Consider the following 26,329-nt stretch of genomic DNA (forward strand, 5'->3'; position numbering starts at 1 on the left):
TGACTCGGCTGGTTGCGCGGTTTTGACAAGAACTGTCAAAGGTTCAACCATCTGAAAGTTGACAGGCCTTGGCGATGGAGCCCGGGCCTCCTCAGTGAAAGGTGCAACCACTCGTGAAATCACAAGGAAAGAGCTTCGTCAGAAGCGGGGGACTCCGGAAGGCCGCGGCGCTCGCCGTCGGCTTGCCGTTGCTTCTCTCGTCCATGGCGACGCCGGCCCAGGCAGCCCCAGCCCCGGCGGCGCCTGGAAACGTTGCAGGCGTGGCCAAGAAGAACCTTGACCCCGGCTCCTACAAGGACGGCCGCTACATGGTGGTCCTCGCCGAAAAGCCTGCGGCAACCTACGACGGCGGCACGGCGGGTCTTGCGCCCACCAAACCGGAAGAAGGCAAAAAGCTCGACGCCGACAGCGCCGAGGTGAAGCAGTACCAGCAGCACCTGCAAAAGAAGCAGCAGGAAGTCGCGCAGCAGGAAAACGTCACCATCAAGCGCGAGTTCACCACCGCCGTCAACGGTTTCAGTGCCAACCTCACAGCAGACCAGGCCATCAACCTGGCCAAGGATCCCAAGGTCCTGATGGTCGCGCCCGACACCCAGTACGCGCCGGACTACTCCACCACCGACTTCTTGAAGCTCAGCGGCCCCAACGGCACCTGGGCCACACAGTATGGTGGCCAGGAAAACGCAGGTAAGGGCACCGTCGTAGGCGTCATCGACACCGGCTACACGCCCTCGAACCCGTTCTTCGCCGGCGAGCCCGTCGGCCCGCTCGTGGGCAACCCCCAGGTGGGCGTCCCTTACCGCACCGCTGATGGCAAGATTGCCATGCTTAAGGCCGACGGCGACACTTTCGTCGGCGAATGCCAGCCGGGCACCGGAACAGGCGCCGACTACGACGGCAGTGCCTGCAACTCCAAGGTCCTGAGCACGCACTACTTTGCCGATGCCTTCCTGGAGACTGTCCCGCCGGCAAACCGTGCCCCGGAGGAAGTCATTTCCCCCGTAGACGTGGACAGCCACGGAACGCACACCGCCAGCACGGCGGCCGGCAACGGCAACGTCGACGCCGTTGTGGACGGCCGGAGCTTCGGAACCACCAGCGGCATCGCACCGGCCGCGAAGCTCTCCATCTACAAGGTTTGCTGGGAAGACACCGATCCTTCAACAGGTGGTTGCTACGGCTCCGCCTCGGTGGATGCGATTGAGCAGGCCATCCTGGACGGCGTGGACGTGCTGAACTACTCCATCTCCGGCTCCACCACCTCCACCACCGACCCCGTGTCCCTGGCGTTCCTGTCCGCGGCTTCCGCGGGGATCTTCGTGGCCACCTCGGCCGGCAACTCCGGTCCCACCGCCAGCACCGTCAACCACGGCGCTCCCTGGCTGACCACTGTTGCCGCGACGTCGTTCTCCCAGGAACTCCAAGGCACGGTGGAATTCTCCGATGGCAGTAAATTCCGCGGAGCGTCCATCATGAACCGCGAGGTGAGCGGGGCCGGCGTCGTGCTGTCCACCAATGCCGCCAGCGGCACCGGCAACGCAGCCCTCTGCGCCCCCGGTTCCCTGGACCCGGCCAAGGTGGCCGGCAAGGTTGTGGTGTGTGACCGCGGAGTCGTTGACCGCACTGCCAAGAGCGCCGAAGTCCTGCGCGGCGGTGGCGTCGGCATGATCCTGGTAAACCTGACGGAGTCGTCGCTGGACACGGACAAGCACGCCGTTCCCACCGTCCACGTGAACCCGCCCGCGACCCAGACCATCAAGGACAAGGTCACGGCAAACCCGGCCATCACCGTTTCCCTGGTCAACCGCGACACCACCGGTTTGCCGCTGGAAGCACAGCCGCAGATCGCCGGGTTCTCCTCGCGCGGGCCGCTGCTTGCCACCGACTCCGACCTGTTGAAGCCGGATGTCTCCGCACCCGGCGTCGCCATCCTCGCAGGTGTTTCCCCGATCGGAACCGGTGGAGACAACTTCGGCTTCCTCTCCGGAACCTCCATGGCTTCACCGCACGTGGCCGGCTTCGGCGCACTCATCCTGTCCAAGAACCCGCAGTGGTCCCCGGCCACGGTCAAGTCCGCGATGATGACCACCTCCGGCCCGGTCAAGCTGGCCAACGGAGCCGTCAACAAGGATGTCTTCGCTACCGGCGCCGGACAGGTTGATCCTGCAAAGGTCCTGAACCCGGGCCTGGTCTACGACGCCAGCACCGAGGACTACCTGAAGTTCATCCAGGGCACCGGAATGGACCTGGGCATGGAAGGGCTCGGCACCACAGCCGCGCGCGACATGAACGTTCCTTCCTTCGCACTGGGCAACCTGGCCGGAAAGATCGAGGTAACCCGTACCCTGACGGCACTGACCGCCGGCACGTACAGGGCCTCCGTCGACGTTCCCGGTGTCAACGTCAAGGTGACGCCGTCCGTGCTGACCTTTGGTGCTCCCGGTGAGAAGAAGACCTTCAAGGTCCAGTTCGAGAACAAGAACGCCGAACTCGGCAAGTTCGCCATGGGCTCGTTGAGCTGGCAGGGTGCCAACAAGACCGTCACCTCCCCGATCGCCGTCCGTCCCCAGTCCGTGATCGCGGACAAGGCGCTGGCGTTCACTGGAACCGGTCCCAACGGCTCGGGCACCATCAACATCACCTCCGGCACCAACCTGCCGGTGGGCGTGACCATTGACGGGCTGTCCAAGGCTGATTCGTCAGCCATCGAACTGGTCCCGGGCCCATTCGCCGGTGAGACGAACGCGTCCAACTACGTGAAGAAGGTAACCGTGGGCGAGGGCAGCGCCCTTGCAAAATTCTCGGTGATCTCCTCCGATGAGGCTGCTGACTTCGACATGTTGGTCCTCACGCCCTCAGGCCAGCAGCTTCCGGCCGCAACAGCATCGGCCAGCGAAACCCTGTCCGTGCCCAACCCGGCACCCGGCGATTACTACGTCTTTGCCAACCTCTACGCCAGCCCCAACAACCAGGCCACCAAGGCCACTGTCGATGCTGCCGTTCTGGGTGCCAACCAGGGCAACGCCAGTGTGACGCCGAATCCGATCCGCCTGCCCAACGGCAAGACGGGCCAGATCTCGCTGAACTGGAAGAACCTTGAACCCGGTTCCTACATTGGCCGCCTGACCTTCGCGGGAACCAGCGAGCCGAGCTTCGTCACGGTCCTGGTCAACCCCGGCGGGGCGGTAGTGGTCCCGGACGAGGAAGACCCCAAGAAGGACAAGAAGGACAAGAAACCGAAGGGCAAGATCCGCGCTGACGAGCCGACGCAGAGCAACAACGCCGGCTAAGTCCTTCCCGCACTAAGAACGCGGGGTCACTTATGGCCAGTTCGGGCATCCGTTATGGGCCATAAGTGACCCCGCGTTGCGTTTAAACGGCGCCCGTCGAGCCTCCGGTGTTGCCCAGCAGCGCCGACGCGGCCTTCCAGCGCGCAATCTCGCAGCCGTCGGTCCTGCTGAAGTGGCTGTGCACCTTGCGGCCACGGAACCAACCTGTCACTTCGGCCACCTGAGGGCCGCCGTACTGCTGGGTGCAGATCCGGTCCAGCCGTGGTTCCGGGAAGAAGATCTCCTCCCCGAACTGCTCGACGGCGGCAAGCGCCGCAGGCGCGTCCGGCAGGTTTGAGTCCACTGAGTCCGGGTCCGGCGAGAGGACGCCCCCGGTGGACCGAAGGTGGAAGACCCTGCTTTCAGCGTCAGGCGACTCCGTCAGTGTGACGGTGAGGTCGACGTCGTACTCGGTGGGGTTCGGGGAGACCATGGTGACCTTTCGCTGGTGGCGTCGGGTGCTCAGGCAGCCAGGCCGCTCAGCTCGTCCAAGAGCGGGCCTACTGCCTGGAGCACGCGGGCCCGCAGCTCCTGGGATTCGGCTGCGAAAGCCCGCTGGTATTCAACGTACTCGGCTTTGCCCTGCGGTGTCTCGATCCTGATGGGCGGGTAGCCCCATTCTTCGAGGTCGTAGGGCGACGCCTGCATGTCCATGGCACGGATCCGCCATGACAGTTCGAAGCAATCCATCACCAGCTCACTGGGCAACGCCGGAGCTAGCTTGTAGGCCCACTTGTAAAGGTCCATGTTGGCGTGCAGGCATCCTGGCTGTTCCATGGTCCGTTGGTTTTCGCGGGTGGGCGTGAGCTCGTTCAGGGGAACGGCGTCGGGAGTGTAAAAGCGGAAAGCGTCGAAGTGCGAGCAACGGATGCGGTTCTCTTCCACCACGGTGTCGGTGCCCTCGCCGCCGAGCCGCAGCTTCAGGTATTCGTGGCGCAGCTCGAACTTCTCCTGCCGGTACACCATGGCCCACTCATGCAGCCCGAAGCATCCGAACTGCGCAGGGCGCTTTGCCGTGCCGGACAGGATGATCCCAGCGAAGCGGACTGCTTCGGCGCGGTCGGCCAGGAAGCCGGCCCGGTCGAAGGTGACCGCAGGCGTGCCCGCAGGCAGCCCGATGGAGGCGAGCTCGCCGTCGTCGAGCGTGTGGTAAAACTTCCAGCCACTGCGTTCCATGGCCTGTGGGCCACTGAGGACCACACCATCCCCAGGGTGCCAGCGCAGCAACTGCCCTGGCTTCTGCGTGTAGTACGTGAAGAGGAAGTCCTCCACAGGGTGCTTCTTGCCTGCCGAACGCCGGACAAGGTACGGGTCCGAGTACTGCGCGACCCGGGCATGATGGGCGGCCTCCAGCCCAAGCCATTGCTCTGGGGGGAGGTGCCGCAGCCTAGAGCCCGCCATCGGATCCGAGAACACTCTTGGCGGCGTCCCACATGCCGATCTGGCAGCCATCAGTGCGGCTGAAGGCAGCGTTGACTTCCTTGCCGTCCACCGAGCCGGTCACCTTGGCAGTTGCGGGGCCGCCGTATTGCATGGTGCAGGCGCGGTCGGCCCGCGGGGGAGCGGGGCTCAGCATGGCTGGGTTGCTCTTGATCGCGGCACAGGCCTCGGCAGGGGACGGATGCTTGCTCTCCGCAGTGGGGTCGCCTCCGGAGCAGACCAGCGTGAAGTTTTGGGGCGATGCCTCGGGGGTTTCCAAGAGCGTGATGGACAGTTGGGCGTCGCCTGGACCGGCTGCGGCGGACGTGCTGCTGGGGGCCGGGCTGCTGCTCGGGCTGCTGGAGGCGGACGACGACGGCGATTGGCTGGTGCTGCCCGAAGTGCCTGGGGCGGAGGTGCTTGAGCATGCGGCGAGGCCGGCGACAGCAAGAACTGCCAGTAGGGGTCGGACAAATCGCAGGCGCATGGAATCTCCTAGGTTGCTCCCATTTTACGTGGCTCTGGCGGAGGTGCGCTGAGTGGCAGCAATAAGGCCGGTCATTGCCTGGTGGAGTTCGGCGACTTCTTCGCGCGTGAGCTGCAGGCGATCACGGATTTCGCCGGGTACCTCGGTGGCCTTGGCGCGGAGTGCCGCTCCCTTGTCAGTGAGTGTGATGGCAAGTGCGCGCTCGTTGCCCGCGACGCGCTCGCGGGTAATGAGCTGTGCCTCTTCCAGCCGCTTCAGCAGGGGCGAGAGCGTGGCGGGATCGTGGAGAAGGCTGTCGCTGATGTCCTTCAACGTCCGGGGGCTGCGCTCCCACAAGGCCAACATGACGAGGTACTGGGGATGCGTCAGTCCCAGCTTTTCGAGGACCGGCTTGTAGACGCCCACGACGCTCCGCGAGGCGACTGTCAGGGCGAAGCACAGCTGGCGTTCCAACAGGAGGTCGTCGGTTTCCTGCGTGGTTTCGCTGACGCTTGTCATTTGCTTCCTCCTGCTCGCTGCACTGACGAGGTTACACCTTTGAGTGGGTGGATTAGTTAGTGCACTAATTATTAGCGTACTATGAAGGTATTGAACCGTCGAACACCGAGGAGTCGATCAGCGTGGCAAAGGAATCCTTCACCCGGAAATTCATGCGCGCAACGGGGAAGTTCCGTGTCATTTTTGGACCGGCGCACAGCAGCTCCCTCGACCACGAGATGACCGAGGCGAACCGGAAGCTGCTCGCCCAGCGCCAGGCTGAAACCCAGCAGTGGGAAACCATCCGCCGCCCCGATGGCAGCACCTACGTGGTTCCCCGGAACCCCGAGGACAAGTCCCTGCGCTAAACCCGGCCCCCGCCGTCGGGATTGATCCGGCCCCCGCCGTCGAGTTGGCATTTGATGACAGTCCTGCGGGCCCGGACTGTCATTAAATGCCAACTCGGCGGTGCCTTGTTTGGAGCCTTTTTGGGCCTCCCGGCGTAAAATTGCCTCACTGAAGGGCGCGCGCTCCTTCTGTCTCCAGCACGGGAGGAGGTGGAAGAACATGGGACGCAAATTGGATAGCTTCCAGCATGTGACCGAGCGGTTGCAATACGTCTTTGGGCCGGCAACCCGCGGCGATACGGATGCTCCGGTGGTGCATAAGCATGACGATTTCGAAACCGCTTCTGAGGAAGATCTCAAGAATTTCGATATCGAGACCGACTCTGAAGGCCATCACTACGCTGTGCGGAACAATGATCCCGGCGCGACATCCACTGACTACTCCCTGTGAGAGACCCTGTTGCGGTAATAATCAGCATGCTTATTATATGAATGCACCATGCACGCGAAAGCCGCAGCTTAAGGGGGCAGTCACATGAGTTTTCACGATGATGCCGCAAGAATGCCGGTCGGGCCGGACCGCGAGGAGCGCGCAGCGCCGCCGCCGCCGCTTGCCTCAAGCACCAGGCCGACGCGGACCGCGGCGCTGTGGGTGGCGGTTGCCGTAGGCCTGGTGGTCTTGGTGATGCTGATCATTTTCTTTGTCCAGAACCAAGACATGACCACCGTCCGCTTCTTCGGGCTGGAGGGGACACTGGCTCTGGGCACCACGCTGTTTATCGCAGCGGTGGGTGGGGGAGTCCTGGTAGCCCTTGCCGGCGGCGCGAGGATCCTCCAGTTGAGGATCGCCGACCATCGGCGCCGGAAGATTCCCGGCGGGCCAGGAGCAGCACCTTAGATTAACTGCGGAAGGACCGGAGCGTGGCTCCGGTCCTTCCGCAATTTAATCCGGACAGCGGCACTCCCTGACGACGTTCAGTCCGCCGGGGTGGTGGGTCGTCTTAGCCTTCGCAGTCGGTGCAGTAGGCGACGCCATCTTTTTCGCGCGCAATCTGCGAGCGGTGACGGACCAGGAAGCACGAGTTACAGGTGAACTCGTCGTTTGCCTGCGGGATGACCTGAATAACCAGTTCCTCGGCGACAATTTCGCCGCCGGGGCCGTTGGCGTCAAGGCCGTCGGTTTCGTCCAGTTCCAGCACGACGCTCTTGGCCGTGGGGGCGCTGGCAGATTGAAGAGCCTGGAGGGACTGCTCCTGGTTCTCTTTTACATCGGTACGGAGTTCGTCGTAATCGGCTGCCACTTTTTAAATGCCTCTTCGTGTTAGGGGGTTACCGGGTATGCAACGTACAGCATGCCATGAAAATTCCATACCATACCCCAGTTCTACAGCTTGTGGCGAAAACCACGTCGGTGACGCCCCAAAAAGCCGTCAACCGCGCCATTTCACCCCTGTATTAACGCAGATCAACGTCCTAAGACTGTAATTCGTTCACCGAGGGCGGAAGGACCCGCGAAGGAGCGCAGTGGACTCCACCGCGGAAGTCCCCGTCCCAAGGCGGGACGGGGACTTCCGGGAAGGTAAACCTCGACGGCGGTGACCGTCGCCAAAGTGCCTTAGCGGCCGGTGCCGCCGTAGACGGTCGCCTCGGCTTCGCCGTCGAGCTCGAACGCATTGTGGATGGCGCGTACGGCATCATCCAGGGCGTCAGCGCTCGTGACGACGGAGATACGGATCTCCGAGGTGGAGATCATGTCGATGTTGATGCCGGCGTCGGAGAGTGCCTTGAAGAAGGTGGCCGAGACGCCCGGGTGCGAACGCATTCCTGCGCCGATGAGGGAGAGCTTGCCCACGTGTTCGTTGTACTCGATGCTCTCGAAACCGATCTGCCCCTCAGCGGCACGCAGGGCGGCCAGTGCGTCGGCGCCTTCGACGATGGGGAGGGTGAACGAAATGTCCGTGCGGCCGGTGCCGTGGGTGGACACGTTCTGGACGATCATGTCGATGTTCGAGTGGGCATCGGCGATCACCTGGAAGATTGCGGCAGCCTTGCCGGGAATATCCGGGACGCCCACAACGGTGACCTTGGCTTCGGACCGGTCGTGCGCAACGCCGGAGATGATTGGCTGCTCCAAGGCAACTCCCTCTTGAATCGTGAACTTTTCGTCGGCGCCCGGGATGACCCAGGTGCCTTCCTTGTGGCTGAATGAAGAACGGACGTGCAGGGGCACACCGAAGCGGCGCGCGTACTCCACGCACCGGAGGTGGAGGATCTTGGCGCCGGAAGCGGCCAGTTCCAGCATTTCCTCGCTGGAAATGCGGTCGATCTTTTGGGCCGAGGACACCACGCGGGGGTCGGCGGTGTAGATGCCGTCAACGTCCGTGTAGATTTCGCAAACGTCCGCTTCCAAGGCTGCAGCCAACGCGACGGCGGTGGTGTCTGAACCGCCGCGGCCGAGGGTGGTGATTTCGTTGGTGCTGCGGCTCATGCCCTGGAAACCCGCGACGATGGCGATGTGCCCCTTGTCCAGGGCCGTGCGGATGCGGTGGGGATCGACGTCGATAATCCGCGCCTTGCCGTGGATACCGTCGGTAATCATGCCGGCCTGGGAGCCCGTGAAGGACTGCGCCGAGGCGCCGAACTTGTTGATCGCCATGGCGAGCAATGCCATGGAAATGCGCTCACCGGCGGACAGCAACATGTCCATCTCACGGGCGGGCGCGGAGTCCGTGACCTGTCCGGCCAGGTCCAGAAGTTCATCAGTTGTGTCGCCCATTGCTGAGACAACCACCACAACCTCGTTGCCGGCCTTCTGCGCATCCACGACGCGCTGTGCGACCCGCTTGATGCCGTCAGCATCGGCAACCGAGGAGCCGCCGAACTTTTGGACGATCAGCTGCTTGGTAATGGCTGCCCCGCCTGCGAGCTCGTCGATCTTCACTTCGGTAGTGGGCATAGTCATGCGCGCACCCTCACTGCATCAATAGGGTTCGAACGCGGCATGCTGAATTCCAAATTGGAGCACGCCTGCGTAGCTTATTTGCCCAGTTTATCGCCGGGCGCAGTGCTGGCAGGAATTGTGACCACATACCGGCCGGAGCATCCCGTCCACGGCCCCGGAGCCGTCACCAACCAGAGGTGGCTGGTCCACCCTTGAACGGTCCCACAATCCGCCCCGTGATCCACCCGCCGTAGAAGCCGCCTTCCTGGAAAGTCACCTGCTCGCCGTCGACTTCGCAGGAATCCATGTGCGCGGGGTAAAGCGCTACCCGGCCACTCAGGGCCTCATACCCGCGGGCCGGATGCGGGTAGGTCCAGCCTCCTCGCGGAACGACGACGCCGCTCACGACGTCGAAGTAGCTTGCCTCGCCCTTGAATTCGCAGAAAGTGGTGCCCTCGGTGGGGAGCAGCACGTCCGCCGGGAAGGCTTCCATGGGCAGGTAGTACACGGGCGGGTGGCTTGTCTCCAGAACGCGTACGGAGTCGGTTGTATCAACGATCACCTGGCCGCCGAGCCGGACCACAATCCTTTCCGAACTTGGTTCAACCCGCGGCGGGCGGGGGTAATCCCACACGGATTCCTGCCCGGGTTTGGGCTTTATGGGCCGGGGGCGCTTGGTACCGGGGAACCCGGGGAAAGGGGCCATGTGACCATGGTGCCACCTTCTTCCGGAAACGGATGTTGGTACTGGCCTTCCCGGCGTACCATCCACCTCATGAGGTCTGCGAGTGGCGATGGTCCGCGTTCCTGAACATCGGGACCCGGATGCCGGCTGGGATGAAACCGGATACGAGGTCATCGGAGGTGGGCTGGTAGACGATCAGCCGCGTGTGGCCTCCCGGGACGACGACTCCGATCCGATGCTGGACACTCCATTCGCGGAGGCAGTCCGGGCTGCCTGGCGGGAAGCTGAAAAGTCCTTCACATCGTGGTTGTTTTGGTTCTCGTGCTGCATGGGCGTTGCGCTTTCGTGGGGAGGGGCGGCGCTCCTGTACGCTTCGGCGCAGCTGAATGGCTGGGTCCGGGACGAGCTGCCCTTGGCCACGTTCATCGTCACCGCGCTCCTCTTGGCTTTCGCGGCCGCGGTGCTGGGAGTCAGCTGGGGATTCCGCCAGAGTCCTGGAAGCCTCCCAATCACGCTACTGACGGGGGCCATGCGGGGATGCGCCTTGGCTGCACCGGCCGCGCTGGTCCTGATAGTCGTGGGCAGCAGTTTCGGTGGGCCGATCGCGCTGGCGGGTGCCGCCGTCGTCGTGATTGTCCTCGAAGTGGCGCTGTTCGGGCTCCTTGGGGCCGGTACGCGCGCCTGCTTCGCGGCGAAGGCCCCCGGCGTTGCCCTGGCTGCAGTGCTGGTGGCCTTCTTCTGCGTGGGAAATGTGGTGCTCACCGTCCTGTTGCTGCCTGGGACGTCGGATGTGGCCGCCGCCTCAGTTCCTGTGAACATGCAGCGCGATGACGCCGGGAGGGTAACTTCCTATGAGTGCGTTGGCGATCTCCACCCGGTGGAGGTGGCACACACAGACAGGGTTGCCTGGCTGGCTGCTTCCAATCCGGCGTTGTTGCTGGGCAGCGTCGGGGCAGGATTCGTTCCGCCTGACGACGACGCCGCTTGGGTGCTGTCCGGGTTGCAGTTCGCGGTCGACGGGCCCTCCGCGGAGGTCCCTTGCCTCAACGGTGTGGCGAGTGACGGGCTGCCGCCGGCCATGCCCGTGGCCCTGATGGGGTTTGCGATGCAGGCCGGCGTCGCTGTCCTGGTTGCGCTCCTGGGACGTTGGCTGGCGTCCCGTAGGGCGGCCGCCGCCTCCGGGGCTTGAAGGCTAAAGCAGGGCGTTCCGTCGGCCTTCGAAGGCGCGGCCCAAGGTGACCTCGTCGGCGTACTCCAGGTCTCCGCCGACGGGCAGCCCCGAAGCCAGCCGCGTCACGGCGACACCGATCGACTTGAGCATCCGGGCCAGGTACGTGGCCGTCGCTTCGCCTTCAAGGTTGGGGTCCGTGGCGATAATGATTTCCTGGATGGCGCCGTCATTGAGGCGGGTAAGGAGTTCGCGGATACGCAGCTGCTCGGGGCCGATGCCGGCGATGGGGTTGATGGCCCCACCGAGCACGTGGTACCGGCCACGGAACGACCGCGTCCGTTCCACGGCCAGTACGTCCTTGGACTCCTCCACCACGCAAATCACCGACGGATCACGACGCGGATCGCGGCAGATATTGCACGTTTCCTGCTCGGTGACGTTGAAGCAGACGGAGCAGAACTTCACGCGTTCCTTGACGGTGGTGATCGCCGTGACCAGGCGTTTCATGTCCTCGGGGTCGGCCTCCAGAATGTGGAACGCCAGGCGCTGCGCTGATTTCGGGCCCACGCCGGGGAGGCGGCCGAGCTCGTCAATCAGCTCCTGAACTGCACCTTCGTACACAATGTCCTCGTTTGTTTGAAATCAATGCTGGAGTCAGCGGGTTTGCAGTGGAGAACCGTCCAAGGCGCGCTCTTCGATCAGCTTCCCGCCCAGAATACGCTCGACGGCAGCCCGCCCAAAGACCCTCGATTCCTCGATGGTTTCGTCCTCCGGGCTTGGAATATCTTCCGGCGCGGCAACCGGGGCCGCTTGCGTCCGGACGGGTGCCTGGACGCGCCCTGCCTGGGCTTCGGGGCTGTTGGTCAGCCGTTGGTACAGGCTCTGACGGCCGTTGGAATTGCCCGACGGCGCGTCCTCCTCGAGCGTGGCAACGGAACCGTGCGCTTCGTCGGGTTGCGTCGCCAAGGAAGGCCAGGTGGGGATGGGGCTGGGCTGGCCGGTTACGGGTGCCGGGGCGCTGCTTTCGGCGGCGGCTTGGGTACCTGGCCAGCTCGACGCCGGTGCGACGTCCCAGCTGGAGCTTGGGTTCTGCTCGGCGTTGGTTGGGTGACCGTAGGATGCGGTTGCCGTCTCCGGGACCTGGGCTGCGGCGGGCTCGTACTCGGGGGCGGCCACTGACGGTGTGGGGGCTTCCTCGGGGGTTGACCTTGCCTTGCCCACGTTGGATTCGCTTCCGACCACCCACGTGCCTGGGGCCTGCTCTACTGCGCGGGACCACGGGTCGTCGGACGGTATGGGCACGGCGGGGGCTGTAGGTGTGACGGGTGCTCCAGCTGTGCCGGGTGCCTGCGCCCGTGCTGATGACGCAGCCGGACCGGTTGCAGGGGAAGCCTGGGGGTACCCGTGAGACGCAGTTCCCCGGCCATAGCCGGTCGGTGGCTCCCAATCAGCCGGTGGTTCTTCATCCAACGGCGGGGCGTCCTCGTCCAATGGCGGTCCCCAGTCGTCATCGGGGTAGGAATAGTCGCCATCGGAAGCGGCCGAAGCGGCCGAAGCGGCGGGTGCGGCCGCTGCGGGAGCTGCTGCTGCGGGTGCTGGGGCAGAAGGCGCTGCGGGCGTTGCCTGGTTGGCGGGCAGGGGACGTGCGGCACCCCGGATTGTCGGGGACGCTGCAGTGGAAGAGGCCTGGACCTCTGCGTGGCTCGGTTCCGCTGGCGCTGGGGCCACTGGTGCCGCAGGCGCCAAACCCCATGCGGAGTCAACCGCCGACACCTGTGCCGGGGCTGATACCTGCACCGGGGCCGATGACTCAGCCGCCGACGAGTCAACAGGAGTGCCCGGTGTGGATGGGGCAGCCGGGGTTTCCCGGCTAGTAGGCGCTTTTGGGTTTGGCTCAGAGCTCGCTGAGCTGTTGCCGCCAGCCACTGCGACGATCTGGCAGTCAATGCCGATGGTCTTGTGGATTGCTTGGCGTAGGTTCTCGGAATGGTCTGCGCGTCCAAAAGCACCGGCAAGGCCGCCGGTAGTGAACGCGAGGGTAAGCACCTGTCCGTCGAACTGGGCGACCTGTGCGTTGGGCTCAACGAGTGCCCACGTACTGCGCTTGATCTTGGTCAGTGTCTGCAACACGTCCGGCCACGCCCGGCGAAGGGCCTCGACGTCGCCGCCACCTGCGGGAGCGGGGCCCGGAGCCGCAGCTGCCGGTGCCGCGGCAGGGGTTGCCTGCGGAGCCGCGTGCTCTGTCGGTTGGGTGGCCCGCTGCTGAACGGCGTCCTGCTTGGCGGGTGCCTGCTGTGCCGGAGCCTGTTGGGGAGCGGCTACTTGGGCCGTGCGGTCGGCGGCAGGGCGATCCTCGACTGGCCAGTCGTTGGTCGAAACGCGCGGGGCTGTCAGCCCTTCGCGTGCTGCGGCATCGGTAGACGGCGCCTGGGCAGGAGCGGCCGATGGGGCAGCACCAGCAGAAGCCGGGCTTGCTTCGGTACGAGTGCCCGCAACCTCCGGAACCGATGCTGCTGCTTGGGCGGGAGCTGCAGCGGGCGCCGCCTGTGCCGGCGCAGCAGCAGAAGGAGCTGCCGCCGTCGGGACCGCAGCAGCAGGCGCCGTTGCAGCAGCGATCGGTGTACCGGCGTCGCCCGCGTAATTCAGGCGACGTTCCACGCGGTCAATCCGCGCTGCAATTCCGCGCTCCGTTTGCTCGGAGCTCGGCAGCAGAATGCGGGCGCACAGCAGCTCAAGGTGCAGCCGCGGTGACGTGGCACCGGTCATCTCCGTAAGGGCGGTGTTGGTGACGTCGGCAGCGCGTGAGAGTTCAGCAGCACCCAGGTTGGTGGCTTGGTTGCGCATCCGGGCGATCTGGTCCTCGGGCATTCCGCGGAGGATCGCCTGGGCACTTTCGGGCATGGCCTGGACGATGATGAGATCGCGGAACCGCTCCAGGAGGTCTTCGACGAAGCGTCGGGGATCGTGGCCGGTTTGTATGACCCGGTCAACTGCCCGGAAGACCGTGGCGGCATCGGCGGCCGCAACGGCGTCGACGATGTCATCGAGCAGGGACGCGTGGGTGTAGCCGAGCAGCGCCACCGCGAGTTCGTAGTCCAAACCGTTGGGGCCGGCGCCCGCCATGAGCTGGTCGAGCACCGAAAGGGTGTCACGGACAGAGCCGCCGCCGGCGCGGATCACCAGGGAGAGCACACCCGGGGCGACAGGAACGTTTTCCTGCCTGCAGAGCAGCTCAAGGTACTGCATGAGCGGCTCCGGCGGCACCAACCGGAAGGGGTAGTGGTGCGTGCGGGAGCGGATGGTGCCGATGACCTTGTCCGGCTCCGTGGTGGCGAAGATGAACTTGATGTGTTCCGGCGGCTCTTCGACGATCTTGAGGAGCGCATTGAAGCCGGCCGACGTGACCATGTGGGCCTCGTCGATGATGAAGATCTTGTAGCGGTCGCGGACCGGGGCGAACGTAGCACGCTCGCGGAGGTCGCGGGCATCGTCCACACCACCGTGGCTGGCGGCGTCGATCTCGATCACGTCCAGCGAACCCGAACCGCCGCGGGCCAGTTCGACGCAGCTGGGGCACGTGCCGCAGGGGGTGTCAGTGGGGCCCTCGGCGCAATTCAGGCAGCGTGCAAGGATGCGGGCGGAGGTGGTCTTGCCGCAGCCGCGCGGGCCGGAGAAGAGGTAGGCGTGGTTCACGCGGTTCTTCCGGAGCGCCGTCATCAGCGGCTCCGTGACGTGTTCCTGCCCGATAACGTCCGCGAAAGAGTCCGGGCGGTACCTTCGATACAGGGCAGTTGTAACAGTCACAAGTGAAACCTACCTATAGGGACTGACATTTAAATAAGAGACCCCTCATGCACCCGCCAGAGCCCATCTACCCTTGCTACCTTCCGGTCCTGGGGGAGTTCAACAGGATGACGCCACATGAGGGGCCGTCGACAAGCTTACCCGAACTTGGTTCGCCGTTCGAATCGGACTCAGCCGGTGTGGAAAACGCTCGACGGCGGGTGGTTGTGCCGGCTTTTATGTCGGGGCCTGCTGGTAGACACATTGATACTTGCCACATTCGTCGGAGAGGTCTGCAACTGTGAAGTGTCATGGGTAGCGGTGATTGGTTGGACCCTCGCAGTGTCTCCGGGGAGATACACAAAGATGTACTCGCCGTTGTTCGACTGTTGGCTGAGTCGGGGTGGCGGTTGAGACGCCAGGGTCACAAGTTCTATTTGTACTGCCCTTGTGGGCCGACCGGAGCCCAGCTGAGGGTTGACGGTACGCCGAAGAACGCAACGCTACGCGCCAAGGTTCTATTGCGGGACGCTCGCCGATGCCCGGGGCAGCACGATCTTCTAAGGAGTCGACGATAACTGTTGTCACTTGTCAACAGGTTCGATAGTGTGAGGCTATGACAATGGACCGGACGTTTGAGGTACGCCTCCGCCTCAAGGCGCTCTCAGAAGAGGTTGAGGACTCGCTGGTGGAGTATCTGGGCGCCCTTGTGTCGCGGTTTTCCGGGGTTCCTTACGTGACGATTTTTCAGGACGCCACTAGCGGCTTGGAGGCTGCCCACCGCCTTTTGGGGCGAGTTAAGGATTTCGGATGTGAGGTCGTTTCCGTAGATCCGGACTTTGTAACCCGGACCGAGATTGCTGAACGGCTGGGTGCGTCCCGGCAGGCTGTGTCGCATTGGGTCTCCGGGCAGCGCCAGGCGGAATTCCCGTTTCCGCTTCCCGCCATTCAGGCCGGCATCTCACTATGGTGCTGGTCGGACGTTGTTGACTGGGCCCGGGCCTCGAAACACCTCGCCGACGAAGAGGATGTCTCACTTTTGTCGGCTGACGAGATTGCTGTTGTTAATGGGGAGTTGGCGGCCGGTCGAACGCCCGTATTCGCTTGAGGGCTGTGGGTCTCACCGCCACCCACTAACCGGCCACGTCATGAAAGCCGGTTCCTCGTAGGGGTGCGCCGCCCGCAGGGCCAGCACTACGCCGTCGAGCGCTGCTTCCCCAACCACGCACTCAGCGCGGATTTCCGGCACCTGCTCCTCTATCCCCACCTCTCCTATGAACGGCTGGGCGCCGGGCTGGGGAGTGAACCGGCCAGTGCCTGGGGAAGTGTAAAAACAGTGGGAGTAGTCGCCGATCCGACCCGCGCCTGCGTCTCCCATGGCCAACAGAACTTCTTCGATATGCGTCTCCGGGACGTAAACCACCAGTGCATGAAGCTGCGTCATGCAGACATCTTGTCACCAAATTTGGCTACAAAGCGGTCTCAACCATTGCAAAAGAAGGAACAGCGGCGGACCATGTTTATGTACACCGATTGGGGCAATCTCAAGGTTGTGAGCTGCGGGGCCTGGGGGCGAGGGGCCGGACCCGGTAGCTCAACGGTAGTGCCGCAAGAATGGGCGCGTTGGGGGCGTCCATTTTTCCGTTAAGGGGACCTTCTTCGCGCGTGCCAGGCAGTGCCGATTTCCCTCGATTACACGATGCCGAAATTCTCGGGTACAGTAGTATCTGCTTTCGAATCGAAAGCAAGGAGAATTCGCCTAGCGGCCTATGGCGCACGCCTGGAACGCGTGTTGGGTTAACGCCCTCGGGGGTTCAAATCCCCCATTCTCCGCGTTTGGTCCCAGTCTTCGGACTGGGGCCTTTTGCGTTCCTAGGAAGCTACCTCGGCGTCCGCTTGCTGCTCCGCATCCTGCTGCTGCGCTTCGGCCACCCGCTCCAAGACCTCGCGGCACGCTGCGGTTGCCGGGTGGATCCTGCCCGCGGTCCTGGTGGAAGTGAAGACGGTTCGCTTGGGCAGACCCGGAAGATCCAGCAGTTGGACTGTCCGGCTCCGGCCCGTCCAGACGAGGTCCGGCATGAGGGCCACGGCATTGCCCGATTCGATGAGTCGGATTTGCGCTTGGAGGTCGGCGGTTTCGTAGCGCACGTCCGGTTCGAAGCCGGCCGATCGGCATGCCTGCTCGGCCCAGTGGCGGGAAGCAGCACCCCTCGGCTCCATGACCCACGGCATGGACGCGGTGTCCGCGAGTGAGGAAACAGTCTCCCCGCCCAACCCGACCGGGGGAGTGGCCAGGCGAATGGCATCGCTGGTCAGCGTGACGCGGTCCAACCCGCTGTGGTGCGGCGCAGCATGTCCGGGGTACTGCTCGGCCACCACCAGATCGAAGTCCCGCGCCCACGTTTCGTAGAGGGCTGTCTCCGGTTCACGCTGGGTCATTTCCACCCGCACTTCCGGGTACTCCTGGCGCATGATGCTGAGGAAGCCGGGCAGAAGCGCCAGTGCGGCTGATTGGAAGACGGCCAGCCTGACTGTTCCCGTCACCATGGACAAGGAAGCGGCGAGTTCGGTTTCGGCCCGCTCCAGGGTCTCCAGCAGCGCCGCGGTGTGGGCGACCAGGATCTCTGCCTGCGGCGTGAGCTGCACCCGGCGTCCGGCCTTGCGCAGCAGTTCCACCCCGGCTTCCTTCTCCAGGAGCGTCAATTGCTGGGACACGGACGAGGGGCTGTACTGCATCGCGTCGGCCACTTCGGCGAGGGTGCCGCGGATCTTCAATTCGTGCAGCAAACGCAGCCTGCGGACGTCCAGCACGATGGCCTCCAAAGGTTCGGGATGGGTAATGAATATTCGTCAGAAAAGATCGCTTTTCCTAATGAGATTGTAGATCCATACTGATGGAAACAAACAAACTTCTCCGTCTTAGAAGGAGCCCCCATGACCAGCACCCTCCCGGATGCCACAGCCCCGCGCACCCAGGATTCCGGGCAGTTCGATGCTTTGGCCCACGAAGCCATTGCCTTGGTCCGCCACTGGTTGACCGAAGCCAGCAAGATTCCCGTCGACGTGTCCGCCCAGCGCCTCGCCGGCGTCCTGAAGGACCCGAACGGCCTGGAATTCACGGTTGGATTCGTCGACGGCGTCATCCGCCCCGAGGATCTGTCGGTTGCCGGCCGTAAGCTCGCTGAGCTCGCCCCCAAGGTGCCCAAGTTCCTGCCTTGGTACATGCGCAGCGCTGTCCGCGTAGGCGGAGTCATGGCTCCAATCCTCCCGCAGGTGGTCATCCCGATCGCCCGGCGCGTTCTCCGCGAAATGGTGGGCCACCTGATTGTTGATGCCACGGACGCCAAGCTTGGCCCGGCGATCGCGAAGATCAAGCAGGACGGCGTGCACCTGAACGTGAACCTCCTCGGCGAAGCCGTCCTGGGGGAGCACGAAGCACAGCGCCGCCTGGAAGGCACGCTGAAGCTCCTGGCCCGCGACGACGTCGACTATGTCTCCATCAAGGAGTCCTCCACCGTCGCACCACACTCGCCGTGGGCCTTCGACGAAGCCGTCGACCACGTTGTGGAAAAGCTCACCCCGCTCTACCGCCTCGCAGCATCCTTCCCCAAGCCCAAGTTCATCAACCTGGACATGGAGGAATACAAGGACCTCAGCATGACCATCGCGGTATTCAAGCGCATCCTGGACATGCCCGAATTCAAGAACCTCGAGGCCGGCATCGTCCTCCAGGCCTACCTCCCCGACGCCCTCGGCGCCATGCAGGAACTGCAGGAGTGGGCCACGGCCCGCCGCGCCCAGGGTGGCGCACCCATCAAGGTCCGCGTGGTCAAGGGTGCCAACCTTCCCATGGAGCAGGTTGAGGCCTCGCTGCACGATTGGCCGCTGGCAACGTGGGGCACCAAGCAGGACTCGGATACCAGCTACAAGAACGTCATCAACTACGCCCTCACCCCGGAGCACGTTGACGCTGTCCGGATCGGCGTCGCCGGCCACAACCTCTTCGACGTCGCGTTCGCCTGGCTCCTTGCCAAGCAGCGCGGGATTGCCGGTCAGGGACAGAAAGCGATCGAATTCGAGATGCTCCTGGGCATGGCAACCGGCCAGGCAACGGCTGTCCGCAAGGACGTCGGCAGCCTCCTGCTCTACACGCCGGTGGTCCACCCGGGCGAGTTCGACGTCGCCATCGCCTACCTGATCCGCCGCCTGGAAGAGGGCGCAAGCCAGGAAAACTTCATGTCCGCGGTCTTCGAGCTGAGCGAAAACGAAGCCCTGTTCAAGCGCGAGCAGCAGCGCTTCCTGAACTCCCTGGCCAACATGAAGGACGAGGTTCCGGCCCCCAACCGCCAGCAGGACCGCCGCCTCCCGGCTGAGCCCGCGCCGACCGAGGGCTTCCGCAACACCCCGGACACCGACCCCGCCCTGCCGGCAAACCGTGCTTGGGGCCGTGACATCCTGGGGCGCATCCCCGGTTCCACTGCGGGCAACAAGATCGTGGAGTCCACCAAGGTCTCCGACGCCGCCACGCTTGAGCAGATCATCACGACGGCGGTCGAAGCCGGCAAGGCATGGGGCGCCCGCCCCGCCGCGGAGCGTGCAGCCATCCTGCACCGCGCCGGTGAAGTCCTTGAGGCCCGCCGCGCCGAGCTCCTGGAGGTCATGGCTTCCGAAACCGGCAAGACCATCGACCAGGGTGACCCCGAAGTCAGTGAAGCAATCGACTTCGCGCACTACTACGCCGAGCGCGCCAAGGACCTGGAAACGGTCGACGGCGCCACGTTCGTCCCGGCCAACCTCACCGTCGTGACACCCCCGTGGAACTTCCCGGTGGCGATCCCCGCTGGTTCGACCCTCGCGGCACTGGCCTCAGGTTCCGCCGTCGTCATCAAGCCTGCCAAGCAGGCCCGTCGCTCCGGTTCCGTCATGGTGGATGCCCTCTGGGAAGCCGGCGTGCCGAAGGACGTGCTGGCACTCGTCCAGCTCGAAGAGCGTGACCTCGGTACCCAGCTGGTCTCGCACCCCAGCGTTGACCGCGTCATCCTGACCGGTGGCTACGAAACGGCAGAGCTGTTCCGTTCCTTCCGCCAGGATCTGCCTCTGCTCGCGGAGACTTCCGGTAAGAACGCGATCATCGTGACCCCGAGCGCCGACCTTGACCTCGCCGCGAAGGACGTTGTGTACTCCGCGTTTGGACATGCAGGACAGAAGTGCTCCGCTGCGTCCCTGGTGATCCTGGTCGGTTCGGTGGCCAAGTCCGCCCGCTTCCACAACCAGCTCATCGACGCCGCCCGCTCCCTGACCGTGGGCTACCCGGAAAACGCCACCACGCAGATGGGCCCGATCATTGAGCCCGCCAACGGCAAACTCCTCAACGCCCTCACCACCCTGGGCGACGGCGAAACGTGGGCCATCAAGCCCGAGCGCCTCGACGAGACCGGCCGTCTGTGGTCCCCGGGCATCCGTTCGGGCGTCAAGCGCGGTTCCTACTTCCACCTCACCGAGTTCTTCGGCCCGGTCCTCGGCGTCATGACCGCGGAGACCCTTGAGGAAGCAATCGCCATCCAGAATGAGATCGAGTACGGCCTGACCGCCGGCCTGCACTCCCTGGACTCCGCAGAAATGGGTGTCTGGCTGGACAAGATCCAGGCCGGAAACCTGTACGTCAACCGCGGGATCACCGGTGCGATCGTGCAGCGCCAGCCGTTCGGTGGGTGGAAGAAATCGGCTGTCGGTGCCGGAACCAAGGCTGGTGGACCGAACTACCTGATCGGCCTGGGCAGCTGGGTTCCTGCTGAAGCCAAGGCCAAGCGGGGTACCGTCCTTGAAGGTGCAGCCTCGCAGATCCTCGCCGCGGCCAAGTCCGCAGACGTCACCGCCGAGGAATACGGGACCCTTCAGCAGTCGCTCTTCAGCGATGCCGAGGCTTGGGCAACCGAGTTCGGAACCCGCAAGGACGTCTCGGCCCTGACCGCCGAGCGCAACGTCTTCCGCTACCGCCCCTTGCCCGTGACTGTCCGTCTCTCCGAAGGCGAGCGGCTCGCCGAGCTGCTGCGCGTTGTGGCAGCCGGTGCTGTGGCCGGCTCGAAGCTCTCAGTGAGCTCCGCCGTCGTCCTTCCTGACGCTGTGGTGACCGCGTTCGCCGGTCTTGGCATCAACGTGCGGATCGAGGACGACGCCGCGTGGCTGGCCCGGGCGGCATCGTTCGACGGCGGCCGCATCCGCCTGATCGGTGGCGACTTCGCCGCGCTGAGCGCAGCGATGGGTGGGCGTCCCGACGTCGCGGTCTACCACGGCGCCGTGACCCAGGCCGGCCGGATCGAGATGCTCCCGTTCCTTCGCGAGCAGGCAGTGTCCATCACGGCCCACCGCTTCGGCACTCCGAACCACCTCTCGGACCAGCTGATCTAGCGTCCCGCTTCAACGACTGAAAGCCAGCCCTTCGGCGCAACCCTCACTATTTGGGTCCGCGCCGAGGGGTTGGCTTTCTGCATTCCAGTCAGGCGTCCGCGTAGCCCAGCCGTTGCAACCTGCGTCGTGCCGCTTGTTCGCTGGGTCCATGGGATCCGAGGGCGAGCCGGACCATGGCCAGCACAACCCTCGCGGCCGTGATCACCGGCAAGGGGACAGGGCCGAACCGCGGACGTTGAAGGCCCAGCAAGTCCCTGTATTTTGGCTCAAGACTGGCGATGGCTGCCCCGAAAAGGATGCTGTAGCCGGGCTTGAGGAGGGGGCTCAGGGGCGGATGTTGAATGAACGAGACTGTCTCGGCCAGCCGTTCATCAGCCCGCAGAATCCCGGAGGCGTACCAGCCTTCCAACTCCTCCCGGACCTCTGCTTCGGTGAGGGGCGGGTCCTGCACTCCCATCAGCTGCCCGGCCGCTGCCCATTCGCGGACGTAGGCATCAGCTCCGCCGGGGATCGAAACGCCCCAGATCCGGTTGGCCGTCAGGAACGAGTCTGCATAGGTCACGTGGACCCAGCGGAGGAGCTCGGGATCGTTGGCGGCGTACTCATGAACCGCGCCGTTCCCATCTACGTAGGTGCCGCGGACGCGTTCGTGGATCCTGCGTACGACGGCGGTGGCAGACTCGGCCGCTTCGGTTGATCCATAGGTCACCGTGAAAATCCACCGCACCGTGTTGGCCAGGCGGCCCAAAGGATCCTTCTGGAAACCGGAGTGCTCATAGACGCCGGCCAGCGCGCCGGGGTGGAGGGCCTGCATCAGCAGCACCCTGATCCCCGCCACGATGGTGGCAACGTGACCATGCACCGCCCAGACGGCCGACCCCGGAAGGTGGTATCCGGCGTCGTTCCCTTCCGCCAAGCGCGGCACCCACTCAGGCGGCGTCCCCGATGTCCCGGTGAACGTGCGCTGGAGTTCGTGGCGGTACTCGGTGAGGTAGTTCCTCATGCATCCTATGAGACCGCACATCCGCCACACCGTACAGAGGGGGTTAGCTGGTGGCGCGCCGTCGCGAAGGCGCGGCCGCCACCAGCAGGGCGGCGATTGCGACGGCGGCACTCAGGATGAGTCCCGGACGGTACTGTTCCAGCATGGCTTGGGCGCTGACGGTACCGGCCGCTTGGCCGTGGCCAGCGACCAAGGCCGTGGTGACGGCGAGGACCAAAGCGGCACCAACCTGCGTGCTGGTCTGGATGAGCCCTGCGGCCAGGCCTTGCTCGGAATCCTTGATGCCTGCCGTCGCCTGCACGTTGATGGACGGGAAGGCCAGGGCGAAACCGATGCCTAGAAGGACCACCGAGGGCAGGACGTCCAGCGCGTAGTTCGGGCTGGTGCCCACCCTGAGGAAGAGGACGTAGCCCAATCCAAGTGCGGTGAGGCCAGTGAGGATCAGCTGCGTGGCTCCGAATTTCTCAATGAGCCGGTCAGCGAACGGTGCGCTGGTGGCCACCAGCAGGCCGGCGGGCAGCAAGGCCAACGCCATTCCAAGAGGAGTCCAGCCGAGCACGGACTGCAGGAACATGGTGACGATGAACTGGAAGCTCAGGTAGGAACCGAAGAGCCCCACTGCGCTCAAGTTGGCCCGCGCAACCCAGCCTTCCTTGAGGATGCCGAAGCGGATGAGCGGGTGCTTGACCTTGTTTTCGATGATCGCGAAGGCTGCCAGCACTGCAGCAGAAACTGCGAATCCGGCGATTGTTGCCACAGATCCCCAGCCCTGCTCAGGTGCTGAAACCAAGGTGTACACCAGGCCAAGCATGCCCAAGGCGAGCGTCACGGCGCCCCAGATGTCGTGCCCGCTGTTTTCCGCGGACGGCTTGTCCTTGGGGATGAATTTCATGCCCAGCAGGACCACGATCACGGCGATCGGCACGGATACCAGGAACGTCCAGCGCCAGCTCAGGCTGGTCATCAGGCCGCCGACCACCAGGCCCAGGGAGAACCCGCTGGCGCCGAACGTAGTGAAGATGGAGAGTGCCTTGTTGCGCTCGCGGCCCTCGGCAAAGTTCGTGGTGATGATGGAGAAGCCGGTGGGTGCGGTGAAGGCGGCTGCCAGGCCCTTGACAAAGCGGGTGGCGATCAGGATTGCGGGGTCGTCCACCAGGCCGCCGAGGAGCGACGCGGCTGCGAACACGGTCAAGGCAATGAGGAAGATACGACGGCGGCCCAACAGGTCCGCGAGCCGTCCACCAAGGAGCAGGAGGCTTCCATAACCCAGGACGTAGGCGGAGACGATCCACTGCAGGGAATCGGTTCCGAGGTGGAGTTCCTGTCCGATGGAGGGCAAAGCCACGCCGACCATGGAGACATCCAGCCCATCGAGGGCAAGGACGGTGCAGACAACCATCAGAAGAAGCCACTGGGCCCGCGTCCAGCGGACCACTGTTGACGCTGTTGCCAAGGGTTGCTCGACAGAGGTTTTGAGGGTGGTGGGTGAGGTCATGCGATCAATCTATATGACGCGTCATTCAATGACAAGGAATATGACGCGGAATCTTATGACGTGGATTTTAATGCCCTTATGGCCTAGGATAGGGGCATGGCAACGACGCGTGACCGCCAGCTGGAAGACCGGGAATTGGTTGAGCAGTGGCGCGACATCCAGAGCTCCTACTTCCGTACCGCCGGAGCAATCGACCGCGCCCTTGAGGCCAAGTTCGATATCGGGCTGAACGAGTTCGAGATCCTGGACCTCGTGGCCGAAAGCGAAGAGTCGTCGTGCCGCATGAAGTCGTTGGGGGAGCGGACACCCATGACCCAGAGCGCCGTGTCCAAAGTGGTGGACCGCCTCGAAAAAGCGGGCTTGGTGACCCGGCAGACCTGTGCCGAAGACCGTCGTTCGCTGTTCTTGGAACTGACCGAGGCCGGCCGCGAGCTTCACTCAACGGCCGCCGTCGAACACCGCGCGCTGCTGAAGCAAAACCTGGGCTGACGGGCACCTGACAAACCTCAAGACATCTTGAGCAAAAACTGATCCAACCTTTCGCTGTGCAGCCCCCGGGAAGCCTTTATTTCTGCTTCAATTCCCGCAAGAATGGTGCTTGCACGCCAGGCTGGGGTTTGGTGCCGCTGGCTTTGGGGAGTGTTTGTGGGCAAGCATCATGAAACAGACCGGGCGATTGACCTGATCCGCACCGAAAAATTCCGTCGCGTTCTTATCGCCGGATGCCTTGCGGTCTTGGCTTTCTTCGCTTTCGGCTTCCAACCGCTGACGGCCCTTCCGGCAGGATCAGTGAATCCGGTGACAGCCCAAGGTGTCGTCGGACCCACGGCGTTGGGGAGCCTGACCCCGCCGGAAGCCGAAACAATGGTCATCGACCCCACCCAGGCACCCCCTGAGCAACTGCCCGGAACGCCCATGGTCTTCTTTGACCGGGCGATGGTCCGGACAGTCAGCAAAGATGGTTCTACTGGCTTGACGGTTGCCTCGGCCGGGATGTCCCGTCCCCCTGCGGGCAGCCTGTACGCGCCCCTTGAAGTACTCAACCCAAGCTCGCCCTACGGCTACCGCTACAGCCCGCTGACGGGCCTCGCCGGCGAGTTCCACTGGGGCCAGGACTACGCGGCCCCCTGCGGAACACGGGTCTACGCAGCCGACGCCGGTGTCGTCCGCGCCGTTGGTTGGCACATCTGGGGCGGCGGCAACCGTGTGGAAATTGAGCACGGCAACGGCCTGGTCACCACCTACAACCACCTGCAGGACATCGGTGTCACACAGGGGCAGTCGGTCCGCGTTGGCGAAGTCATCGCCGAAGTCGGCACCACTGGCTGGTCCACGGGTTGCCACCTTCACTTTGAGACCATCGTCAACGGCCTCCACACCAACCCGAACGGCTGGACGTATCTGCCCATCAAGCAGGTTGATCCGCTGCAAACCATGACTTTCGTGAACTACCAGCCGGGAGTCGGCACGGGCAGCTCCGCGCCGCAGTGGGCAGTGCCCGTGGCCGACGGCACCAACCGCGCCGTCATCGGCGGCGAGCACGAAGAAGAAGTCGCACCGCCGGTCGTGGTACCGCCCGTCACTTCGGTGGACACGCCCGGCCCGGTTGTCACGACACCACCTCAAACCACGACGCCGGTGCCCTCACCGTCCGTGACGGTCACCCCGACGCCGACGGTCACGCCCACCCCGAGCGTCACGCCCACCCCGACGCCGACAGTCACTCCGACGCCGACAGTCACCCCAACGCCGAGCGTCACTCCGGTGCCTACCACGGCTCCCGGGACCACGGCTCCTGCGACCACGGTTCCGGTGGCGCCACCCGTGCAGACCCCGCCTGTCCAGGCGCCGACGGTCGAGGCTCCTGCCGTCCAGGCACCAACCGTCCAGTCCGCCGTCGCGCCGCCGCCGGCCGCCGTCGTCGAACCGCCCGCACCGGTCGCTCCGGCGCCAGTGGTGGTCGAACCCGCGCCAGTAGTGGCGCCAACGGTGACGCAGCCTGTTGCGCCAGCCCCGGCCCCCGTAGCCCCGGCACCCGCGCCGACACCCGTGGCGGTCCTGCCGTCGGCCCTTCCGGTTGTGACGCTCCCGCCCGGCTATATCCTCATCGCTCCGGACCTGGTCCAGAGGCCGGACGGCGTGATCGTACCGCTGTCCACGCTCATCCTTCCTGCGCCCTAAAACGCCAAAAAGCCGGGCGTTCTCGCGGCCCCAAGCCAGCTCCCGTAAGCTCGATGGCGGCGATCCCGCCAGCCGACGACGTCAGGAAGCGAATCCGATGACCAGCCTCTACAGCATTCCCATCACCTTCAACGACGGCTCCGAAGGCGACTTCGGCCGGTTCGAAGGCAAAGCGGTGATGGTGGTCAACGTCGCTTCCAAGTGTGGCTACACCCGCCAATACGCTGGCCTGGAAGAGCTGTACGGCAAATACCGCGGGCAGGGGCTGGAAATCCTCGGCGTGCCCTGCAACCAATTCGGCGGCCAGGAACCGGGCGCCGATGAGGAAATCGCCGAATTCTGCGAACGGAATTTCGGCGTCACCTTCCCGTTGACCAGCAAAGCGAACGTCCTCGGCAAGGAGCAGCACCCCCTGTTCGCCGAGCTGACCCGGGACGACGACGGCCAGCCGGTCAAGGTGAAATGGAACTTCGAGGCGTTCGTCATTAACCGTTCAGGCGAACTCGTAGGACGGTTCCCATCCGCAGTGGAGCCTGACTCCGAAGACCTGTTGAAAGCAGTGGAAGAAGCGTTGGCGTAAGCCGGCAGAGCTGAAAGGGAGAA

General features: G+C 64.4%; 23 protein-coding genes, 1 tRNA gene and 1 other RNA gene. 11 read left to right on the forward strand and 14 right to left on the reverse strand.

The annotated features are described in order from the left end of the window. Positions 1-113: 113 nt before the first annotated feature. Entirely contained in the window at positions 114-3,290 is a 3,177-nt protein-coding gene (locus PQ627_RS12270; protein WP_443192758.1) for a S8 family serine peptidase, read from the forward strand. Between the two features lie 82 nt (positions 3,291-3,372). Here the strand turns inward: PQ627_RS12270 and PQ627_RS12275 are convergent, their stop codons facing one another. Genes PQ627_RS12275 through PQ627_RS12290 form a run of 4 tightly spaced genes read right to left on the reverse strand, consistent with a single transcriptional unit; the run spans position 3,373 to position 5,733 of the window. Continuing rightward, a complete protein-coding gene (locus PQ627_RS12275; protein ID WP_274261373.1) occupies positions 3,373-3,762 on the reverse strand; it encodes a serine protease inhibitor in 390 nt (129 codons plus the stop codon). 29 nt (positions 3,763-3,791) lie between these two features. Further along, the gene (locus tag PQ627_RS12280) at positions 3,792-4,730 is read right to left on the reverse strand and encodes a 3-methyladenine DNA glycosylase (RefSeq protein ID WP_274261375.1); all 939 of its coding nucleotides are present in this window, start codon (positions 4,728-4,730) and stop codon (positions 3,792-3,794) included. Beyond that, positions 4,717-5,235, reverse strand: coding sequence for an SSI family serine proteinase inhibitor (locus PQ627_RS12285; protein WP_274261377.1), 519 nt, complete (start codon positions 5,233-5,235; stop codon positions 4,717-4,719). Before PQ627_RS12285 ends, PQ627_RS12280 begins: the two co-directional genes overlap by 14 nt. A 24-nt stretch (positions 5,236-5,259) precedes the next feature. Beyond that, positions 5,260-5,733, reverse strand: coding sequence for a MarR family winged helix-turn-helix transcriptional regulator (locus PQ627_RS12290; RefSeq protein WP_274261379.1), 474 nt, complete (start codon positions 5,731-5,733; stop codon positions 5,260-5,262). Positions 5,734-5,855: 122 nt separating this feature from the next. On the opposite strand from PQ627_RS12290, the gene PQ627_RS12295 reads away from it, so the two are divergent. From PQ627_RS12295 to PQ627_RS12305, 3 genes are all read left to right on the forward strand, one after another. After that, positions 5,856-6,080 (forward strand): hypothetical protein, encoded by a 225-nt coding sequence (locus PQ627_RS12295; protein WP_144661430.1) that lies wholly within the window; start codon positions 5,856-5,858, stop codon positions 6,078-6,080. A gap of 199 nt (positions 6,081-6,279) precedes the next feature. Beyond that, the gene (locus PQ627_RS12300; protein WP_274261382.1) at positions 6,280-6,510 is read left to right on the forward strand and encodes a hypothetical protein; all 231 of its coding nucleotides are present in this window, start codon (positions 6,280-6,282) and stop codon (positions 6,508-6,510) included. Positions 6,511-6,594: 84 nt separating this feature from the next. Beyond that, complete coding sequence (locus PQ627_RS12305; RefSeq protein ID WP_274261384.1) at positions 6,595-6,957, forward strand: LapA family protein; 363 nt, start codon at positions 6,595-6,597, stop codon at positions 6,955-6,957. Positions 6,958-7,060: 103 nt separating this feature from the next. On the opposite strand, the gene PQ627_RS12310 is transcribed toward PQ627_RS12305, so the two are convergent. The 3 genes from PQ627_RS12310 to PQ627_RS12320 form a co-directional block, all read right to left on the reverse strand. Beyond that, positions 7,061-7,360, reverse strand: a complete 300-nt coding sequence (locus tag PQ627_RS12310) for a DUF4193 domain-containing protein (protein WP_018778105.1) — start codon at positions 7,358-7,360, stop codon at positions 7,061-7,063. 314 nt (positions 7,361-7,674) lie between these two features. Beyond that, positions 7,675-9,021 (reverse strand): aspartate kinase, encoded by a 1,347-nt coding sequence (locus PQ627_RS12315; protein WP_144661433.1) that lies wholly within the window; start codon positions 9,019-9,021, stop codon positions 7,675-7,677. Between the two features lie 163 nt (positions 9,022-9,184). After that, positions 9,185-9,706 (reverse strand): DUF427 domain-containing protein, encoded by a 522-nt coding sequence (locus PQ627_RS12320; RefSeq protein ID WP_274261390.1) that lies wholly within the window; start codon positions 9,704-9,706, stop codon positions 9,185-9,187. Positions 9,707-9,794: 88 nt separating this feature from the next. On the opposite strand from PQ627_RS12320, the gene PQ627_RS12325 reads away from it, so the two are divergent. Further along, complete coding sequence (locus tag PQ627_RS12325; RefSeq protein ID WP_274261629.1) at positions 9,795-10,874, forward strand: hypothetical protein; 1,080 nt, start codon at positions 9,795-9,797, stop codon at positions 10,872-10,874. Between the two features lie 3 nt (positions 10,875-10,877). Here PQ627_RS12325 and recR read toward each other — a convergent pair whose 3' ends face one another. The 3 genes from recR to ffs all read right to left on the reverse strand — a co-directional run bounded on the left by recR (position 10,878) and on the right by ffs (position 14,790). After that, complete coding sequence (gene recR, locus PQ627_RS12330) at positions 10,878-11,477, reverse strand: recombination mediator RecR (protein WP_144661436.1); 600 nt, start codon at positions 11,475-11,477, stop codon at positions 10,878-10,880. Positions 11,478-11,510: 33 nt separating this feature from the next. Then, entirely contained in the window at positions 11,511-14,660 is a 3,150-nt protein-coding gene (locus PQ627_RS12335; protein WP_274261393.1) for a DNA polymerase III subunit gamma and tau, read from the reverse strand. 33 nt (positions 14,661-14,693) lie between these two features. Further along, positions 14,694-14,790: signal recognition particle sRNA small type (ffs, locus tag PQ627_RS12340), an RNA gene on the reverse strand. A 471-nt stretch (positions 14,791-15,261) separates the two neighbouring features. On the opposite strand from ffs, the gene PQ627_RS12345 reads away from it, so the two are divergent. After that, the gene (locus PQ627_RS12345; protein ID WP_274261395.1) at positions 15,262-15,747 is read left to right on the forward strand and encodes a helix-turn-helix transcriptional regulator; all 486 of its coding nucleotides are present in this window, start codon (positions 15,262-15,264) and stop codon (positions 15,745-15,747) included. A 12-nt stretch (positions 15,748-15,759) separates the two neighbouring features. Here the strand turns inward: PQ627_RS12345 and PQ627_RS12350 are convergent, their stop codons facing one another. After that, positions 15,760-16,083 carry a hypothetical protein gene (locus tag PQ627_RS12350; RefSeq protein ID WP_144661439.1) on the reverse strand — a complete coding sequence of 108 codons (324 nt, stop codon included), beginning with the start codon at positions 16,081-16,083 and terminating at the stop codon, positions 15,760-15,762. Between the two features lie 304 nt (positions 16,084-16,387). Between PQ627_RS12350 and PQ627_RS12355 the strand changes: the two genes are divergently transcribed. Further along, positions 16,388-16,472, forward strand: a tRNA-Ser gene (locus tag PQ627_RS12355). Between the two features lie 39 nt (positions 16,473-16,511). On the opposite strand, the gene PQ627_RS12360 is transcribed toward PQ627_RS12355, so the two are convergent. Further along, the gene (locus PQ627_RS12360; protein WP_274261398.1) at positions 16,512-17,450 is read right to left on the reverse strand and encodes a LysR substrate-binding domain-containing protein; all 939 of its coding nucleotides are present in this window, start codon (positions 17,448-17,450) and stop codon (positions 16,512-16,514) included. Positions 17,451-17,573: 123 nt separating this feature from the next. On the opposite strand from PQ627_RS12360, the gene PQ627_RS12365 reads away from it, so the two are divergent. Further along, complete coding sequence (locus PQ627_RS12365; RefSeq protein ID WP_274261400.1) at positions 17,574-21,047, forward strand: bifunctional proline dehydrogenase/L-glutamate gamma-semialdehyde dehydrogenase; 3,474 nt, start codon at positions 17,574-17,576, stop codon at positions 21,045-21,047. 88 nt (positions 21,048-21,135) lie between these two features. Here PQ627_RS12365 and PQ627_RS12370 read toward each other — a convergent pair whose 3' ends face one another. Continuing rightward, a complete protein-coding gene (locus tag PQ627_RS12370; protein WP_274261402.1) occupies positions 21,136-22,050 on the reverse strand; it encodes an oxygenase MpaB family protein in 915 nt (304 codons plus the stop codon). Positions 22,051-22,093: 43 nt separating this feature from the next. After that, positions 22,094-23,545, reverse strand: a complete 1,452-nt coding sequence (locus PQ627_RS12375; protein WP_274261404.1) for an MFS transporter — start codon at positions 23,543-23,545, stop codon at positions 22,094-22,096. A gap of 96 nt (positions 23,546-23,641) precedes the next feature. Between PQ627_RS12375 and PQ627_RS12380 the strand changes: the two genes are divergently transcribed. From PQ627_RS12380 to PQ627_RS12390, 3 genes are all read left to right on the forward strand, one after another. Continuing rightward, a complete protein-coding gene (locus PQ627_RS12380; RefSeq protein WP_274261406.1) occupies positions 23,642-24,034 on the forward strand; it encodes a MarR family winged helix-turn-helix transcriptional regulator in 393 nt (130 codons plus the stop codon). Positions 24,035-24,190: 156 nt separating this feature from the next. Next, on the forward strand, positions 24,191-25,726 hold the full coding sequence (locus tag PQ627_RS12385; RefSeq protein ID WP_274261409.1) for a M23 family metallopeptidase: 1,536 nt from the start codon (positions 24,191-24,193) through the stop codon (positions 25,724-25,726). A gap of 97 nt (positions 25,727-25,823) precedes the next feature. Then, a complete protein-coding gene (locus PQ627_RS12390; RefSeq protein WP_274261410.1) occupies positions 25,824-26,306 on the forward strand; it encodes a glutathione peroxidase in 483 nt (160 codons plus the stop codon). Positions 26,307-26,329: the final 23 nt, after the last annotated feature.

The organism is Paenarthrobacter sp. AB444, from assembly GCF_028736865.1.
Lineage (GTDB): Bacteria > Actinomycetota > Actinomycetes > Actinomycetales > Micrococcaceae > Arthrobacter > Arthrobacter nicotinovorans_B.

Excerpts from the sequence above, each read along its gene's own strand:
- PQ627_RS12390 (WP_274261410.1), top strand. The coding sequence starts at position 25,824 with ATGACCAGCCTCTACAGCATTCCCATCACCTTCAACGACGGCTCCGAA.
- PQ627_RS12345 (WP_274261395.1), top strand. The coding sequence starts at position 15,262 with ATGGACCGGACGTTTGAGGTACGCCTCCGCCTCAAGGCGCTCTCAGAA.
- PQ627_RS12290 (WP_274261379.1), bottom strand. The coding sequence starts at position 5,733 with ATGACAAGCGTCAGCGAAACCACGCAGGAAACCGACGACCTCCTGTTG.
- PQ627_RS12280 (WP_274261375.1), bottom strand. The coding sequence starts at position 4,730 with ATGGCGGGCTCTAGGCTGCGGCACCTCCCCCCAGAGCAATGGCTTGGG.
- PQ627_RS12320 (WP_274261390.1), bottom strand. The coding sequence starts at position 9,706 with ATGGCCCCTTTCCCCGGGTTCCCCGGTACCAAGCGCCCCCGGCCCATA.
- PQ627_RS12370 (WP_274261402.1), bottom strand. The coding sequence starts at position 22,050 with ATGAGGAACTACCTCACCGAGTACCGCCACGAACTCCAGCGCACGTTC.
- PQ627_RS12325 (WP_274261629.1), top strand. The coding sequence starts at position 9,795 with ATGGTCCGCGTTCCTGAACATCGGGACCCGGATGCCGGCTGGGATGAA.
- PQ627_RS12380 (WP_274261406.1), top strand. The coding sequence starts at position 23,642 with ATGGCAACGACGCGTGACCGCCAGCTGGAAGACCGGGAATTGGTTGAG.
- PQ627_RS12275 (WP_274261373.1), bottom strand. The coding sequence starts at position 3,762 with ATGGTCTCCCCGAACCCCACCGAGTACGACGTCGACCTCACCGTCACA.
- PQ627_RS12350 (WP_144661439.1), bottom strand. The coding sequence starts at position 16,083 with ATGACGCAGCTTCATGCACTGGTGGTTTACGTCCCGGAGACGCATATC.
- PQ627_RS12365 (WP_274261400.1), top strand. The coding sequence starts at position 17,574 with ATGACCAGCACCCTCCCGGATGCCACAGCCCCGCGCACCCAGGATTCC.
- PQ627_RS12375 (WP_274261404.1), bottom strand. The coding sequence starts at position 23,545 with ATGACCTCACCCACCACCCTCAAAACCTCTGTCGAGCAACCCTTGGCA.
- PQ627_RS12305 (WP_274261384.1), top strand. The coding sequence starts at position 6,595 with ATGAGTTTTCACGATGATGCCGCAAGAATGCCGGTCGGGCCGGACCGC.
- PQ627_RS12300 (WP_274261382.1), top strand. The coding sequence starts at position 6,280 with ATGGGACGCAAATTGGATAGCTTCCAGCATGTGACCGAGCGGTTGCAA.
- PQ627_RS12315 (WP_144661433.1), bottom strand. The coding sequence starts at position 9,021 with ATGACTATGCCCACTACCGAAGTGAAGATCGACGAGCTCGCAGGCGGG.
- PQ627_RS12285 (WP_274261377.1), bottom strand. The coding sequence starts at position 5,235 with ATGCGCCTGCGATTTGTCCGACCCCTACTGGCAGTTCTTGCTGTCGCC.